This is a genomic window from Nostoc sp. (assembly GCF_036916655.1).
In the GTDB taxonomy this organism is placed as follows: Bacteria; Cyanobacteriota; Cyanobacteriia; order Cyanobacteriales; family Nostocaceae; genus Nostoc.
The window spans coordinates 17,772-34,975 of the sequence record NZ_JBALFY010000015.1 but is presented as its reverse complement, the minus strand read 5'-3'; the positions used below and the strand labels follow the sequence as shown (position 1 = coordinate 34,975).

The 17,204-nt window shown below is 41.5% G+C and carries 10 protein-coding genes and 1 pseudogene; 7 read left to right on the top strand and 4 right to left on the bottom strand.

Features of this window, described 5'->3' with window-relative positions; genetic code table 11:
* Nucleotides 1-58 precede the first annotated feature (58 nt).
* Nucleotides 59-3,052, bottom strand: coding sequence for a UPF0182 family protein (locus tag V7L31_RS03755; protein ID WP_334695007.1), 2,994 nt, complete (start codon nt 3,050-3,052; stop codon nt 59-61).
* A gap of 29 nt (nt 3,053-3,081) precedes the next feature.
* On the bottom strand, nt 3,082-4,587 hold the full coding sequence (locus V7L31_RS03750; RefSeq protein WP_334695006.1) for a ShlB/FhaC/HecB family hemolysin secretion/activation protein: 1,506 nt from the start codon (nt 4,585-4,587) through the stop codon (nt 3,082-3,084).
* 20 nt (nt 4,588-4,607) lie between these two features.
* Here V7L31_RS03750 and V7L31_RS03745 point away from each other — a divergent pair, with 20 nt between their 5' ends.
* The gene (locus V7L31_RS03745; RefSeq protein ID WP_334695005.1) at nt 4,608-4,901 is read left to right on the top strand and encodes a CHAT domain-containing protein; all 294 of its coding nucleotides are present in this window, start codon (nt 4,608-4,610) and stop codon (nt 4,899-4,901) included.
* Between the two features lie 221 nt (nt 4,902-5,122).
* On the opposite strand, the gene V7L31_RS03740 is transcribed toward V7L31_RS03745, so the two are convergent.
* Entirely contained in the window at nt 5,123-7,243 is a 2,121-nt protein-coding gene (locus V7L31_RS03740; protein WP_334695004.1) for an nSTAND1 domain-containing NTPase, read from the bottom strand.
* A gap of 67 nt (nt 7,244-7,310) precedes the next feature.
* On the opposite strand from V7L31_RS03740, the gene V7L31_RS03735 reads away from it, so the two are divergent.
* The 5 genes and pseudogenes from V7L31_RS03735 (at nt 7,311) to V7L31_RS03715 (ending at nt 13,366) form a co-directional block, all read left to right on the top strand.
* Nucleotides 7,311-7,688 carry a CU044_2847 family protein gene (locus tag V7L31_RS03735; RefSeq protein WP_334695003.1) on the top strand — a complete coding sequence of 126 codons (378 nt, stop codon included), beginning with the start codon at nt 7,311-7,313 and terminating at the stop codon, nt 7,686-7,688.
* A 241-nt stretch (nt 7,689-7,929) separates the two neighbouring features.
* On the top strand, nt 7,930-10,371 hold the full coding sequence (locus V7L31_RS03730; protein WP_334695002.1) for a GH116 family glycosyl hydrolase: 2,442 nt from the start codon (nt 7,930-7,932) through the stop codon (nt 10,369-10,371).
* Between the two features lie 548 nt (nt 10,372-10,919).
* Nucleotides 10,920-11,135, top strand: a pseudogene (locus V7L31_RS03725) (cysteine peptidase family C39 domain-containing protein); the annotation flags it as partial.
* Between the two features lie 1,385 nt (nt 11,136-12,520).
* Nucleotides 12,521-12,793, top strand: coding sequence for a hypothetical protein (locus V7L31_RS03720; protein ID WP_334695000.1), 273 nt, complete (start codon nt 12,521-12,523; stop codon nt 12,791-12,793).
* A 102-nt stretch (nt 12,794-12,895) separates the two neighbouring features.
* Entirely contained in the window at nt 12,896-13,366 is a 471-nt protein-coding gene (locus V7L31_RS03715; RefSeq protein ID WP_334695025.1) for a HetP family heterocyst commitment protein, read from the top strand.
* Nucleotides 13,367-14,323: 957 nt separating this feature from the next.
* On the opposite strand, the gene rpe is transcribed toward V7L31_RS03715, so the two are convergent.
* Nucleotides 14,324-15,031 (bottom strand): ribulose-phosphate 3-epimerase, encoded by a 708-nt coding sequence (gene rpe, locus V7L31_RS03710; RefSeq protein ID WP_179066237.1) that lies wholly within the window; start codon nt 15,029-15,031, stop codon nt 14,324-14,326.
* 198 nt (nt 15,032-15,229) lie between these two features.
* On the opposite strand from rpe, the gene V7L31_RS03705 reads away from it, so the two are divergent.
* Nucleotides 15,230-16,825 carry a S8 family serine peptidase gene (locus V7L31_RS03705; protein ID WP_334694999.1) on the top strand — a complete coding sequence of 532 codons (1,596 nt, stop codon included), beginning with the start codon at nt 15,230-15,232 and terminating at the stop codon, nt 16,823-16,825.
* The last annotated feature ends 379 nt before the right edge of the window (nt 16,826-17,204 follow it).

Below are 17,204 nucleotides of genomic sequence, written 5' to 3'. Positions count from 1 at the left end.
TTTGTTAATGGCAATCGCTCACCATCGCCTACTATGTAATTATTTAGTATTAAAATCATTAACCTGCTGGGGCTGCTTCTTCAAAGGGACGGATAATCGCTGGGGCTGGTGTAACTTCTGGTTTAAAAATTCCCTGCAATGCTTGTTCTAAGGTTTGTGCCATGACAATCCGGTTTTCGTAAGCTACGACTACCCGCACCAAAGTTGGCAAACTATTCTGTGTGGCTTCTAGATAGATTGGCTCGACATATAGCAGAGATTGGTCAATGGGAATTACTAGGAGATTGCCTTGAATGGCTCTCGACCCCTGGCGATTCCACAGGGAAATTTGCTGTGAAATTACTGGGTCTTGGTTAATTCGCGCCTCGATTTGCTCTGTTCCATAAACCAGGCGTTCTTTAGGAAAGACATACAGAACTAGCCTACCATAGTTCTTGCCATCCGAGCGCGCGGCTAGCCAAGCGATTAAATTAGTCCGTTGTTTGGGAGTATAGGGGAGAAGCAGGATAAATTCTTCTCTGCGGGAGGATTCCCCAACAAAAGGTACTGTGGGTAGACTAGTAGTTAAATAATACGGCTCTACCGGTCGAGGTTCACTGCCATAGATTTCGTTGGGGATTTGCCACTGGTCTTCCCGATTGTAAAATACCTGAGGATCAGTCATGTGGTAAGTCATCAATCGCTCAGATTGAATTTTGAAAAAGTCCACCGGATAACGGGTATGACTGCGGAGATTGACCGGCATTTTACTAAGCGGTTTGAACATTTTGGGAAATATCGCTGCCCAAGTGGCAATGATCGGATCGCTTGAATCGGCAATATAAAAGTTAACAGTGCCGTTGTAAGCATCAATCACAACTTTGACAGAATTGCGAATGTAGTTGATACCATCGCTACCAGTGTCAGAGTAAGGATAGCGATCGCTCGTTGTATAGGCATCAACAATCCAGTAAAGATAACTGGGATTACTAGGAAAATCTTGATTAGCGGCAGCAGCGACTAAATAAGGATCGCTGTCAAATTTCAGAAAGGGTGCGATCGCTTGAATTCTTTGCTTAACATTCCGTCGCAGTAGCAATTTTGTCTCTGGCAAAAAGTCCCGCGTTAGCACCATCTGCCAATCTTTCAAATACATGGCAAAAAGCCAGCGCCGCCATGCTGAACCGATTTCAACGCCACCTAGTCCATCATAAGAGTTGTAAACATTGTCACTTCCACTAGGGTAGTCTAGCTCTCTAACTCTTGTGCCAGTCATCACATAGCTATTAGTAATTTCACCGTAATAAATTCGGGGTTGCCCAATGGGAATGCTTTGACGAATGGCCTCACTGGAAGTTGTGAGGGCGCTAATATTACCGCTAATATCTTTAACAAAATATTCTGGTAGCCCACCCGGCCCAACTGTATTAACCGGGCTAACAGTAAACCCAAACCCGTGGGTATAAATTAAATGGCGGTTAACCCATGTTTGAGCTTCCTGTGGTACTGCACTGTAGTCTAATTCTCTAGCAGCAATCAATACTTGCCGCCTTTCTGTCGATTCTAGCGTATTTTGCGGAGTAGATGGTTGGCGTGAAGTTATATCTGTTACTAAAGTGTATCGGTCGATATCGGCATCAGGGAACCGATAATACGGCCGAATTTGTTGCAGTTGACGGTTAGTTTCTAACAGTGGCCGCTGATCCCAAAGGCGAATATTCCGAATTGTCAAGTCATTCTTTTGAATATCTGCTTCAGTCAATGTTCCTTGCGGGTTGAAAGTTTTAGCATCGATCGCCTCTAAATCAAATGCTTGGCGAGTCAAGGCGATAGTACGCTGAATGTAGGGTTGCTCTCGTTGCAACTCATTCGGCTGGACAATTAAATATTGCACTACAGTAGGTAGAATAATGCCAGCTATTGCAACTAATAAGAGATAAACCCCTAAGCTATAAAATACCAAGCGGCGATGCTGAGATTTTGATCGCCAGAAAAATGTTCGCCAAAGTAGGTAATAGGCGATCGCCACTGCCAAGATGCACAAGACAGTGTAAGCTGGCAACTGGGCTGTGACATCCGTATAGCTGGCCCCATAACTGACTCCCCGGCTAGAATACACAAGTTCATAGCGACTTAGCCAATAACTCAGAGCCACTACCAGCATCAATAAGCCACCCATACCATATAAATGGCGCTGCTGCTGGGGCGAAAAACCGGGGAAAATTCCCTGACTTAAACTGTTTGCTGAAAGGAGATAAGTGAGAGTAACGGCGACGAAGCCATACAAACATAATCCCATCAGCCAGAGTTCTAGGAGTTCCCAAAAAGGTAAGGAAAATACGTAAAAGCTGATATCTCGACCAAATAAAGGCTCAGTGCTGTTGAAAGGAGTAGGGTGGAAATATTGCAGCACCTTTGGCCAGTGTTGGAAGAGGATGAATGCAAAAAGGGGACTGAATAAAATGGCGATCGCAGTTAATAAAAATTGGGGATAAACTAAGATTGCGATCGCTACTCCCCCTATTAAGCCCAGATACCAGACTTGAGAGATAATCTGCCTCAATAGTTGCCAGATTGTCTCTGGTCGAAATAGCGCGGGAATGGTTAGATTAGCCTGATTAACGGGAGAATGCCAGTAGGCAAGAGCAATTTGACCATAGTGGGCTAAAATTAACCCAATTAACAAGCTCAGTACCAGAGCTACAGGTAACAACCAGCGCAATCTCAATGTTTGAAAGCGTTGTGGCGCAAGTTTTTGGCTTTCGTTACGTCTTCGATAATCAGGACTGAGGAAATTTGTTAATTCACTGCCAAGTTGTGCTGACTCAATCTTTGGAGACTGGGGATATTTTAGCCGCTGTGCTAAAGCCAAGTTTAGCAGTAGATAGGCAGCAGTTATGCCAGCCACCACTACCCACAAAACACCACCAGTCATCACCCTCAACAGAAATACTTGGAGATAGCCGACTTCCTGAAACCAAAAAATCTCTGCTCCCAAGCGGGAACCCAGATTCAATAGTAGCCACAGCCCAAAGAATGCGATTAATAGTCTAAAGCCCCATTTTCGATACATTCCGTTGCAGCCAAACTATCTGCAAAGCCTTAAAGTCTATATCCTACACTAAAATAAAAGCCATGATCTTGAGCGTTTTCACCTCGATCGTCTAAGTTAATTAAAGGAAGACCATAGTCTAGGCGCATATTTAGATTTGGTAAAGGTTCCCATAAAACTCCTAAACCCACAGCTGCTAAAAATTTCTGTTTCTGTAATTGGTTGGGGTTATCATTTACATTCCAGATAACTCCTGAATCAAAAAATGGAGCAATTTGCAGCATCGAATTTCCAGATTCGTCTTTTTCTAGAGTGATGCGGTCTTCTAGTGAAAATCGGACTCCGTTATCGCCAGCACGGGCATTTTGCCGATAACCGCGCAAAGATTGACCACCGCCAATCACAAATTGCTGAGACGGTAATAAACCATTGGGTGTTAATTGTACTTCGGCTTGAGCGATTAAGAGATTATCATTAGTCAACCGTTGCACCCGTTGGACTTGCGCCAACCAACTGAAAAAGCGACCATCGGGAACAGGATCAGGGTTGATGGTGGCATCAAAGCTACCAAGACCTAAACTAAATAGCGATCGCAATGCCCATGCACCATTAACATCTCGTCGCACATAATCTTGACCAAACTTAATAACACGGGTACGACTATTACCTTCTGTGTCAGGCCCAAAGCCAAAAGGTGTTGGCCCTGCAAAAGTAAATGTCTGACCATTTTGGACAGTAAAGCCTAATGATAAAGCGAATTCTTCACGAGGCGATCGCACCAAAGGCTGACGATAACTTATTTCATATAACTGAGATTCTCCCCGAATATCAAAGGCATTCAAAGGTTCTTGGACGACTTTATTGTTGTTAATAGTAGTGCGTAGTTGTAAAGTACCATTCATCGCATTCAACGGTACTCGATAGCTAAAATCATAAATATTTGAGCCTCCCTGAGTTGTGCGGTAATAAGCTGCTGCAAGTTCATCACCGATACCGGTGAGGTTTCGATAACTAGCATTAAAACCTAATCTTTCAGAACCAACACTAGGAGGGGAATAATTATCAATACTTACTGAGCCATCAAAGGCATCAGCTTCAGTAACTCTAACTACCAGAATACTTTGACCAACTTCATTACCTGTGCGTAAGCTAGCTTCTACATTGGACAGTAGGGGATCAGTTCGTAACAATCTTAATTGGTCTTCTAAATTAGCTGTAGAAAGAGGTTTGCTAGCACCTAGAGCGACACGCGATCGCACATAATCAGGATTAAGGCGTTTTGTTCCTTGGATTTCAATTTTTTCCACACCACCTTCAATTACCCGAATTTGTACTACACCAGCAGTTATTGCTTGGTCTACTAAAATTGCTCTTGAGGTGATAAAGCCACGGTCAAGGTAAATTTGGGTAATTGCATCAGCAACTTGTCTGAGTTCTTCCAAGCTGACCGAACGCCCTTCAACTGACTTCGTGATGGAATTCAGTTGTTCTGAATTCAAGATTGTACTACCCGTAACCTCGATTTTTTTAACCTGAATACTTTCAATAGCAGGCACGGTTAGCAATCCAAACGGGTGTGAAGTCAGCTATTGCCAGTTTGTGGTATGTCTCAGATGCCGGAACTTTAGGGCTAATGACGGAGTTTTACAGCCACTTAAAGACTGCACCCATTAAAGCAGAAGCACTGCGACAAGCACAGTTAGCCATGATTCAGGGCAAAGTGCGAATTGAAGGTAATCAATTAACTGGCATAAATGGAGGTGTATCTTTGCAACCGCAAATGGCAAGCTACTTACAGCAGAATATCGTTGGTAATCTCTCGCATCCGTTTTATTGGGCACCATTCACCATGATTGGTAGCCCGTGGTAAGAAAAGTGGTCTGGTTCTACTCAACAGATTGAGTAGGATATTGCAGTTTTCAGCATGAAGTTCCCAGTTCCAAGTTCAAGAAGGCGATCGCTAGAGAATTTGGAATTCTATATGTCAATAGGGTTCAGTTAAGACTAAAAATCTTTGTAAAAGTCAATTTTTTTAACGAACTGTCAAGGACGCAAAGAAAAGAAAGAAATGCTTAACTGAACTGTATTGTTCTATATGTAATTTTCGGATAGATATATTTTGTAGAAAGTTTCTGCTGTTTTTCGTTGCCTTTCTTGGGCATCACTGTGCTGATAGAACTCTCTAGCTGCCGTGTCTAAATCAGATTCAAGTTCTGACCATCTCTCTTGCACTTTCGCTAGTAATCCCCCCATCATTAAATTTTCATTTCTTGGTTCCTCCTCCCATATCCGCAGAGCATCTTCGATTCGATCACGCAATCGCCTAAGTTCCCGTCTTGTTTTACGCCACTTAGCAAACCTTTCCCAACCTTCCATCAAAGCTTCGTGAGCTAAATCTACCCAAACTTCTCCTGTTGGTTCGCAATCAAGTACTATCAAGCGTCCTTGAATCAGTTTTTCTAGAATATCATTTATGACTTGCTGCTCATCTGGGTTCTCACCAGCAATACTCAATAATTTAGTTTTAGCTTGCCATTGTCGAGTATCCTTAGCTTGTGCGCCAGTACGCACCAGTTTTAAAAAAATCTGCTTCACCCAATCTTGCTGCTGTTCAGTGAAACTTGCATACAGATTTTCTGCATGACGATTCAACGCCCCAGTTACTCCACCCAGTTCGTTATATTTAGCCACTGTCAACTGATGTGTTTGCTGATCGCGCTGTTCCCAAAGTTCGGTAAGAGCAAACTGTAATAGAGGTAAGCAGCCTTTCTCTTGTCCTATCACTTCGTGCTGGATAGCTCCCAGTAAACCTCTCTCCAACTTATAACCTTGTAAATTTGCTGGGGATGCGATCGCTTCTTCTAATTCTGCACCCACCAATGGCGGCATATAAACTGCCTGTTTCTGGATTATGTTAGTTAGCGATTCATAGCTCAAACAAGGTTCGAGAAAATCTGCTCGCATTGTAGTGACAATTGCCAACCGCGAACTTTCCCCCAAACCTCCTTCCAAAGGTGGAAATTCTGTTAACAACTCAATAAATCGGCGTCTCTCCTCTTCTTTTGGACAAAGGGTAAACACCTCTTCAAATTGATCCACCACTAACAAAAAACGCTGGGAAGTTGGCAGACAAGAAATTACCTGACGTAAACCATCTGGGTGATGGCGGATGTAATCATAGAGTTGTCTTGAGTTAGAAAAATATGTTTTGAAAATCCCTCTCAACTCAGCTAACGGCTCAACATCTGGTGTCATCTCTAAGACTTGCCAGCCATTCTGTTCTAAGGCAAGAATCAATCCGGCTCGAACAACTGAAGATTTACCACTCCCCGAAGCGCCAATCACTGGTACAAAATTAGCTTGTCCCAGTTTTTCTAGCAGCAGTTGGATCACTTTCTCTCGCCCGAAAAAGAACCGTGCTTGTTCTTTGTTAAAAGCCTCTAAACTTCGATAGGGACAAGTTTCATTGATAACTACTGCTGTTTGTTTGGGTTGATACTGCACTAGCGTAATGCAACGCCCCCAACCCATACGGATTGGTTCTTGACCACTGCTTTTAAGTTCTGTAGCAAGTCTATCGAAGAGGCGATCGCCTGTCACCTGTCCGCGATCGTTAGTGTTCTCTGGTGATAAACCAGCCAGCAAAGCTGTTGTAAAAATACTGTGTTGTGCGCTTTTTTCGGCATAAGCTTGTTGAAAACCTCTGCAAGCAGCAATAAAGTAGTAATCGCGCTGTGAAATAAAGGCGGTAAGAGTTTTTTCGATGAGATTGCGTTCTAAAAATTCACCGCTATGACAGCAATCTAACAGCACTACTAAACTACTCAAGTCGGAGTCTCTAATTAAATTGTTGAGGCTCAGAAGACTAATCCCGCCTGTTTGTTCAATAATTTGCTTACCTTGAGTGGCAATTGTCAAGTCAGAGGTTGCTAGATATGCTTGTTGTGTTCCTAAGCTGTCAGATACGGTGATGCCATGCCCTGTAAAGTAAATTAGCGCTTCGTTTTTAACTGCTTGTTGTTGCAAAAGTGTTTTTAAAGCTTCAGCCAACTTAGTTGTACTAACTTGCCCTTTGAGAACAGTGATATCCTCAAAATCACCATGCGCTTTTAGTATCTGCGCGACTGCTTCTGCATCCTTAGCTGGTTTTGTGAGGTTGGGAAGCTGCTTTGTATAATCTGTAATGCCAACTACAAGCGCGTAACGAGCCATCTATACATATTTAAGTTGTCTGTTACAGAATAAGATAACGTAAATACACCTAAAATCTGAGGGCTTGATGTCGAACATAGAACGTTTAGTCTTTGAAGAAGACGGGGAAATCTATACAATTCTGTTCGAGTCAAAGGAAACGCCAAATATACCAGAAGTTGTTACACCGGAGATTGATGAGGAGAAAGAATCCTACGGCTTTCGGGAAGAGGCATTTGTCAAGATTGAGGAAGTTCACCATCAAATTCGAGCTTATACCAAATATGCCATTGGCGCTTTTAAAAATTTAGGTACTGCCGAAGTTGAAGAGATTACTCTGAAGTTTGGCTTGAAGATAGGCGGAAAAACTGGTATCCCTTTTATAACTGAAGGTTCGGCGGAGAGTAATTTTGAAATCGAGGTGAAGTGTAAATTTCCTGAAAAGAAGCAAAATTCCAGCACTTGAGGTTTTGCTTTAGCAGGGATAAGCTTTATATCTTTAACTCTGCTAGGAATTATGTAAGCGATGTCTAAGAGCGGGCTACGCCTATGCCCTTTGCTTACCATAATTCACCTTTGGAACTCGGATGTTGCTGTTCAAAGCACGAAGTTCCGAGTTAAAAGGGTGAGCGATCGTGTTTTACTTGAGAAAAATCGCACATCGGGCTAGTCTTCATGGACGTAACCGCACACTGTAACATTAGGCGATGACAAATCAACTCTCTCCGAAAATTCCCTCTTGCACTTGGAGCCGTCCCATCGGCTTGGGCTGGGACAAACCTTATACCGTCCGCTACGCAAGTAATATCGATGATGGTCCTTGGCATGGTATGCCTTTAGGTGGCTTTGGTGCAGGCTGCATCGGTCGTTCTTCACGGGGAGATTTTAACCTATGGCACATCGACGGCGGTGAGCATACTTTTAAAAACGTTCCCGCTTGTCAATTCAGTGTGTTTGAGTCCAATGGTACATCTTCTCAAGCCTACGCTTTATCTACCCAAGCACCCGATGATCGTACTCTCAAGGCTTGGCAGTGGTATCCAGCCAATAAGAAAGCAGAGGGGCAGAGGGGCAGAGGGGCAGAGGGGCAAGAATCTAATACAGGCAATTATCACGCGCTATACCCGCGTAGCTGGTTTGTGTATGAAAATGTATTTCAAGCACAGTTGACTTGTGAGCAATTTTCCCCAATTTGGGCAGGCAATTATCAAGAAACTAGCTACCCTGTGGCAATATTCCTCTGGAATGCCCACAACCCCACAGATGCAGCAATTACTCTCAGCATCATGTTTACTTGGGAAAATATGGTGGGCTGGTTTACAAATGCTCTCAAGTCTCCTCAAGTACAGGTGCGCGATGATGGTAGTCCGGTTTATGAATATCAACCGCGCTGGGGCGAAAGTCAAGGAAACTATAACCAAATAGTTGAAAATACACAACAGTTTGGCTGTGTTTTAGGTCGGGTTAGTAATGAACCTTTGCAAGAAGGTGACGGAACTTGGTGTATTGCTACAGTTAAGCATCCCCAGGTGGAAGTATTTCACCACAGCCGATGGAATTCTGAAGGAACGGGTGATGATGTATGGCAAAGCTTTGCTAAAGATGGTTCTTTGCCTAATTATATAGATGCAAATTCTGTAGGAGAAGGTGAACAGTTAGGGGCTGCGATCGCACTCCGTTTTACTCTCCAACCAGGCGAAACTCTCGAAATCCCCTTTGTCCTCGCTTGGGATTTACCCATCACAGAATTTGCGGCTGGAGTTAACTATTACCGCAGATATACGGACTTTTTTGATCGAAGTGGTAAAAATGCTTGGGCGATCGCATCCACTGCACTACAAGAATATCAAAACTGGCGATCGCAAATTCAAAGTTGGCAAAAACCCATTCTCGATCGAAAAGATTTACCCGACTGGTTTAAAATGGCTCTATTTAATGAGCTTTATGACCTCACCAGTGGTGGTACTCTCTGGAGTGCAGCATCGGAACTTGACCCCATCGGTCAGTTTGCGGTGCTGGAGTGCTTAGATTACCGTTGGTACGAAAGTCTAGATGTGCGGTTGTATGGATCTTTTGCCTTGCTGATGCTGTTTCCAGAATTAGAAAAGTCAGTAATTCGGGCATTTGCACGGGCAATTCCTCAAGGTGATGATACTCCGCGAATCATTGGCTATTACATGACAATTAAAGCCGAAAGCCCGATCGCCGTTCGCAAAGTTGCAGGTGCAACACCCCACGATTTAGGCGCACCCAATGAACACGTTTGGCAAAAAACCAACTACACCAGCTATCAAGACTGCAACTTGTGGAAAGATTTGGGTAGTGATTTTGTCTTGCAAGTATACCGTGATTTTCTGCTCACTGGTGCTGACGATGTAGAATTCTTAGCAGATTGTTGGAATGCGATCGTTCAAACCCTTGACTACCTGAAAACCTTTGACCTTGATAGCGATGGAATTCCTGAAAATGCTGGTGCGCCTGACCAAACCTTTGATGATTGGCGGTTACAAGGAGTCAGCGCCTATTGTGGTGGGTTGTGGTTGGCGGCGTTGGAGGCTGCGATCGCAATCAGCAATATTTTATTAACTTACCAGATAGGTAACACAACAGAGTTGGCGGCGCAAAAATCCATCTATGAAACTTGGTTACAACAATCTCTTCCCATTTACCAAGAAAAACTTTGGAATGGAAAATATTACCAACTTGATAGTGAAAGTGGTTCTGATGTGGTAATGGCAGATCAATTGTGCGGACAGTTTTATGCTCGTCTGCTGGACTTACCTGATATTGTACCGAGCGATCGCGCTCTTTCTGCCCTGAAAACTGTTTATGATGCTTGCTTTTTGAAGTTCTGCAATGGTGAGTTTGGTGCTGCTAATGGTGTTCGTCCTGACGGTTCACCAGAAAATCCCCAAGCGACTCATCCCTTAGAAGTTTGGACGGGAATAAACTTTGGGCTGGCGGCTTTTCTCGTACAAACAGGAATGAAAGATGAAGCATTGAAGTTGACACAAGCTGTAGTGCAGCAAATTTATGATAATGGTCTGCAATTTCGCACACCTGAAGCAATCACCGCAACTGGCACTTTTCGCGCTAGCACTTACTTACGGCCAATGGCAATTTGGGGAATTTACTTAGTTATTAATTGAGCGGCTATCAAAACGTTTGTCGTTTTGACACAACATACATAGGGGTGGAACTGTACGCCCCTACGAACATTCATAAGCTATTGCGCCTTTAATTTGCACTAATATTTTTCCAATATGATTGTGGGGTGGGCATCTTGCCATTGGTGTCAAGTTAAGAAAAAGCTACGTCTCTCGATAACGCATATTTCAATTCCAATACAGTTCAGAATGAGCAACAAAACACTTGTAGAGACGGCGATTTATCGCGTCTCGAAACCCCAAAATCGTTGCCAGTAGCCCTTCACACAAGCGTATTAATTTAAATTCGGTAGATGTCTATTTATGATTTTATTTTCTGAGTGTTTCCGGAAGTCAAGGAAAATTTCAGTAATGGTAAGAGTTGAAGGATTAAGAATTCAAGATTACTGTTTCAAAGAATGCAAATATTACTAGCTCTAGCTATAAATATTGCTAATATTTCCCCGACTACGTTCACAATTAAAAGCTAGGTTTATGAAGTACCTACTCCTGCATTCAACAGCAAAGTTCATTCAAATAGTGATGCTGCGTGTTTGGCAATGATTAACCAATACTGGGGCATACGCTTAAACCTCTACAATTTGCGTAACTTAGATACAGGTGCATTTCTCCAGGGTTTAGCAGGATTAGCTCAAACTTTGGAATATGAAGCGCTATCAGTTAAGCAGAGTATTAATAAGCTGGATTCAAATTATAACCCGTGGATGGCTAATTGGCAAGAAATCCATTATGTAGTAATTGTCTGAAAAGTTAGAGGCGATCGCACATTGATTTCTGCTCCAGATACCTGCTTTCGCATCCAGAGTTTGAATCTAGCTGGTTCTTCTATCTAAAATACCTGTTGCCTCAATAACACACAAAATCAATGTCTTCAACCCACGGAGATGGGTTTCGTCTGTGTAGCCGCGAATTATATTCGCCAGGGCTGATATTAAATTAGATTTTTCAAATAGCCTCTTAGGCACTCATTACAAACTTATAGTAATTGGTGGCTTTTACTACCATTTAGCCAAACTTCCACTACATTTATTTATCATCTCAACTTTATAAATCTGTTAGATATTAATACACATATAAATTCCTGCTGAACTTACTTAAGAATATTCAGTATTAACTAGCCTTATCTTTATTATTAGATTATCTAATTTTGTACTGACTTAGGCTGCTACATCTTTTTTAGCAAAAGCATTCATTTATAGATGTTTTGCTTTACTTAGTTGATGCTTATCCAGGCTATCTATATATAATTACCGCTAACCAGTAGTTTTATTTCACAACTGGGCTATATATGATTACTAGCTGACGATCATGAAATATTCATGGTTAGTTTACAGCGATTTCATTGAGAGAAGCTGAAGCTGTAGTTTTTGGAAATCAAAAACTACAAAGATAATAAGTACAAGTATCTAACTTAACCTATTAAAAAAATATGTTAAATCCTATGCTTATAACGTTTTCATCTTCTATTTACTAATATTTTTCTAAGTTGTTTTACATTATAGTTAATGGTAATATTTTCTAGTGACTCGACAATAATAAAGGTTTTAAATTGATGTCGGGTGAGGGGTAAGACCCCTCAAAAATTAGTAGGAGGGACGAATATAAAAGTTGCACAATACACAAGTAAGTATAGGAATACATTCAGTAAATTTAACCTATAAACCTGCTAGCTTAGTAGATGACATTAACGACAAAAAATAGTATAAATACGAATGTCATTGTTACAGCCCAAAGATAAATAAATTTTCTTCATTAGCCTAAAAAAATATGCAAATTTCCCGGAAAATGCCTAATTAAGCAGTAGTAAGAAATACAAGCACGCGAACAGAGAAATTTTATTGAATTAGGAGTTGAGAAAGTTTAATAACACAAGACTACATCAACCAAGAGCCATGCTGAGATTTTTGTCTTATAAGTCATCTGACAAGACAAAAGATAAATTTTTACCTTTCACTTACTAACAAGCTATAAGCAAAATTTCCTCCATTCATCAGAGGAAATCTAGATAATTCGGACTGAGCAGCTAACAAACTTGGTTAAAAACTTGATTGTTTTAATCAAGGGTCAGTTCATGGAAAAAATCATCAGGTCAAATGCAGTCGAAACCTCAAGCCAAGGGGACAGTTCAGAAATGAATCTATATAATTTGTATCCCTACTACAAGCTAGCTCTTGCCAAAACTAGTTTATTAGGGGAGTTATCAGCCAAAATCACTAAAACTCTGCTCAACAGCGCCAAAGTAAAGCTCAAACAGCAGAGAATTTCAGCCGATTTTTTTACCGCTCAAAGCTGCGGGAGCCAATCAGAGTTGGGGAAAGTTATGTACGCGGCTGTTGATAGATTTTTATCCTTCGTTAAGATTCACCACCCCTCTATAGCTGATAATTTCCCAGAAGCGATTTAACCAGCTGCAAAAAAGCTAACGCAGTCTGTACACCTCAATTGAAACATCAACAATCGCAGAAATTAAACTAGTTTACTTCATCCAAGATAACTAAACACTATGATGAACCAAGACATTGCTGGTATTAGTAACAATTTAGATAACACAGTGAAAGCTCAACAATTTGACAAAGTAGTTGAAGCAATTCTAGCTGGAAAATATTCCTGGGCATGTGTTTTAATGCTGCGATTTGGTGGTTATAATCCTCTGCATTACATTCCATATCGCACCTACAATCGATTACTCAAAGAAAACTCTCAAGCCAACAGGACAAAACAACAGCAGAGTGAAAATCTCAAAATGCTGAAAAATGCTAATGATTCCAGGTCTGATAATAATATGTCATCAAGCTGCTTAGGCAAAATTAAAGACCTAGCTTATCTGGAAGTCGTTGGAAAACAAAAAACAGAAATTCGTGGTGGTAGTTTAGACCAGAGATTGACACAGAAAATTAATGAACATCAATCAAGTAAATCACCATTAAAACCAGAAAAATCTCAAGATATTTCCCTGAAATCTTGTGGATTCAATTAAAAAGTCTTTGGAATCAATAGATTCTGTTCTAGAGTTGCTTGAGCCTCTGAAAGCCTGCGATGCTAATTTAAAATTTATAGCATCGCAGGTTTTCTATAACAGTGATTAATTTGATAATTTTTTGTAAAAATCTGCCAAAATGGCAAATATATACTGACAGTATTGGTAAACTAATAATAACTACAACTTAAACCAAAATAGAGGTGATTGGCAAGCAAGTTAATTTTAAAAAATAAAATCGATGATTAGTTCTGACTATGAAATAAATCAACCTGATTACAAGAGTAGTCAGTATTTCCTGGAGTAAATAACTCCTACACCAAGACTAATAATTCAACCGTTACTACTGGTGGTTCTGTTTCTGAGTAAGTCTGATCAAAGAGAATTTGGGGAGGTGGATTCCCCCAATCCAAATTTTATAATAGCTTTCACCGACTGCAAACGGTGGAGTAATGCTTATAAAACTTACTATCCTGTGGTTGGTGTTGCTTTATTAACTAAAGCAAACGCTTAACATCAATACCAGGAACGGAAATAGAAAAGTTACGGTGAAATTATTTCGGTGGCTGGTAGAACTAGTATCTTATACGCTTCTCTTTCGACTATTGTAATCCTAGTCCTCCCAACCTGGATTATCTGTAGTTTCTAAATTTTCAATTTATATAGTACTTACTGGAAGTTAAAAACTTGAATAGCTTCCAGTTTTTTTGTGTAAATAAAACAGGAGTCAGAATTCAGAATTCAGAATACTCTACCCATAAAGGGATAGAGTTTTAAGGCGAGAATATTTTAATTTTTTTCACCCACCTCTTACGTGATTTTAACCAATATTCATTACCCACTCATACAGAATTCATACGCTCATTCTGACTCCTGAGTTCTGAATTCTTCTTATAAAATAAGGTGGGCAATTTGCCCACCTTATTGTTTGTGGAGAATGTTTAATCCAAAAATGAATTAAACCTTGGCTAATTCTGGAGTAGGACGCTTGCTGTTGCGAATTGCTGTAATAGCTTCAGCATAATCCTTAGTGTTAAATACAGCTGAACCGGCGACGATCGCATTAGCTCCCGCTTCCAAAACTTGCCAGGTATTATTTGCCTTGAGTCCCCCATCTACTTCAATCCAAGGGTCAAGACCACGTTCGTCACATATTTGGCGCAGCTTGCGAATTTTGGGTAACACACCAGGGATAAAGCTTTGACCACCAAAACCAGGGTTAACGCTCATAATTAGTACTAAATCGCACAAATCTAGAACGTATTCAATTAACTCTAGAGGAGTACCAGGATTAAGTACAACTCCAGCTTTCTTACCAAGCTCTTTAATTTGCCCTAAGGTGCGGTGTAGGTGTGGAGAAGCATTATGCTCTGCGTGTACGGAGATAATATCAGCACCCGCCTTAGCAAATCCCTCTACATACTTTTCTGGTTCCACAATCATCAAGTGGACATCCAGAGGCTTGGTCGTAACCGGACGAATCGCCTCCACAATCAGAGGGCCGATCGTAATATTAGGTACAAAACGACCGTCCATGACATCAACATGAATCCAATCCGCTCCAGCTGCATCTACGGCGCGAATTTCGTCACCCAGACGACTAAAATCGGCTGATAGGATAGATGGAGAAATTACAATGGGCTTTTGAGATAGGTTTTGGGTCATGGCTAGTGGATTTTTAAGCGTCCTCGTCTGTAAGCATTGTAACAAAACATTGATCAAGACTCATAATTTTGATCCCGGCTTTTTTGGGGAGTGGGGAGATGATGGAGCAGGGAAAACAGAGGGGCAGAGGAGGTAAGGGGAATAACCCATGCCCAATGACTAATGACTAATGACTAATGACTAATGACTAAATAACTAATGACTAAAAAACTAACCTGGATAATTTGGGGATTAAGTGCTTCTTGTCTGAGTGCGCCTGTTATTGCTTCAGCTTTAGAATCTGCACTAGGAACTAACGGTATTGATGCTCTGAAGCTACACCAAGCTCCTTATAATTTAACCGGTCGTAAGATTGCTATTGGTCAAGTGGAAATTGGGCGACCGGGAATGTTTGGGTGGGATAAGGCGGTGTCTAAAAACCGTGCTATCTCTTTAGCGGCGGTGTTCTTACGCAATGGGCCAGCTAAATCTAATAGTGGTGTTGACCCCCACGCCTACAATGTGGCTGGTGTGATGGTGAGTCAAAGTAAAGCTTTGCCAGGAGTTGCTCCGGGAGCGCGATTATATTCGTCGGCGGTGGGTTCGACTAAAAGCATGGGTCAGCCAGAAGAGTGCTTATCGGCACAGCACATAGCATTACAAAATGGTGGCGATGTTCGTGCTATTAACTTTAGCTTTGGTGAACCTCTGAGCCGCGATCCTCGACCGGAGGCTACTTTAGATGGCAATGCTTTACTAACTTTATGTGTTGACTGGTCTAGTCGGGTTCATGATGTTTTGTATGCGATCGCAGGCAACCAGGGTAAAGGTGGTATTCCTATTCCTACAGATAATTTTAACGGAGTCAACGTTGCTTTTTCATCCCGCCGAGGAGGGGTTTTTAACAAAGTAGACGTGGCTAATCTGGCGAGTGCTAACCAAGGAGTTAGTGGCAAGCTAGCGGGAAGGGAATTTAATCTTGGTGGGCGTAGTGCTATTGGTTTAGTTGCTCCTGGAAATAACATTCCTTTGCTCAATCCAGATGGCAAATTTAACAAGGTTACGGGTACGAGTTTTGCAGCGCCTCAAGTTACGGCTACAGTTGCTCTGTTACAAGAACTTGCTGACCGACAGATTCGGACAAAACAACCCCACTGGAGCATCGATGCTCGACATCATCAAGTTATGAAAGCTGTATTGCTGAATTCAGCAGACAAAATCCAAGATAGTGGTGATGGCTTGCGTTTGGGAATGACTAGGACGCTGATTGATAAACAAAATCAAAACTGGTTAGATTCTGATGCTTATAAAGATCCCAAGATTCCCTTAGATGCCCAAATGGGAGCGGGTCATTTGAATGCATTTCGCGCTTACCAGCAATTTAGTGCTGGTCAATGGCAGCCATCAGCTACGGTGCCAGCTATTGGTTGGGATTATCGCACAGTTGATGTTGGAGCATCTGTTGACTATATATTAGCAAAACCGCTAAAACAGGGGAGTTTTGTTGCTGTTACCCTGAGTTGGGATCGATTGGTGGAACTCAACGATAAAAATAAAAACCAGCAATATGATGTGGGCGAGAATTTTCGCGATCGCGGTTTGAATAATCTCGATCTATACTTAGTCAAAGCTGATGCTCAAAATCCAGATGCGGGTGCTGTTTGCTCCTCAATCAGTCAAGTTGATAGTGTAGAACATATTTTCTGCCCCGTTGCTGCTACTGGCAATTACAAAATCCGCGTCCAGTTTCGTCAAAAGCTCAATGAAGCGACTCAACCCTATAGTTTAGCTTGGTGGAGTGTGCCGATCAATTGAAACAGGGTAGCACAACTTTTATCTGTATAAACTTACAGCGTTTTTTATTTATTTGAACCATAATCCCTTATTGGGGCGCACAGCCGTGCGTCCCAATGAAATTTCTGTATTTCATGCAACTGAAAAACGTGATTTTATCTATAAAAATCCAGCATAATTGGTTATTTTCTGATTACGTAGCTTACAATACGTTTACAGGTAAATAGAAAAATTCCTAGAAATCAAAATTTTTTATAACTTATCTGCATAGCCGCCTCAATTAGGAACTCTCACAAGTTCTGTTTACTTCTTCTGAGCCACTAACTTGCTGTTACAAAAACTGTAACAGTAGATTTTTCTATTGAAGCAAATGCAATAGTTAATCATTGACACAGTTTTT

What these genes read in the sequence shown, in the direction of transcription:
- V7L31_RS03730 (WP_334695002.1), top strand. Translation starts at nt 7,930, where the DNA reads ATGACAAATCAACTCTCTCCGAAAATTCCCTCTTGCACTTGGAGCCGT.
- V7L31_RS03740 (WP_334695004.1), bottom strand. Translation starts at nt 7,243, where the DNA reads ATGGCTCGTTACGCGCTTGTAGTTGGCATTACAGATTATACAAAGCAG.
- V7L31_RS03720 (WP_334695000.1), top strand. Translation starts at nt 12,521, where the DNA reads ATGAATCTATATAATTTGTATCCCTACTACAAGCTAGCTCTTGCCAAA.
- V7L31_RS03705 (WP_334694999.1), top strand. Translation starts at nt 15,230, where the DNA reads ATGACTAAAAAACTAACCTGGATAATTTGGGGATTAAGTGCTTCTTGT.
- V7L31_RS03715 (WP_334695025.1), top strand. Translation starts at nt 12,896, where the DNA reads ATGAACCAAGACATTGCTGGTATTAGTAACAATTTAGATAACACAGTG.
- V7L31_RS03735 (WP_334695003.1), top strand. Translation starts at nt 7,311, where the DNA reads ATGTCGAACATAGAACGTTTAGTCTTTGAAGAAGACGGGGAAATCTAT.
- V7L31_RS03755 (WP_334695007.1), bottom strand. Translation starts at nt 3,052, where the DNA reads ATGTATCGAAAATGGGGCTTTAGACTATTAATCGCATTCTTTGGGCTG.
- rpe (WP_179066237.1), bottom strand. Translation starts at nt 15,031, where the DNA reads ATGACCCAAAACCTATCTCAAAAGCCCATTGTAATTTCTCCATCTATC.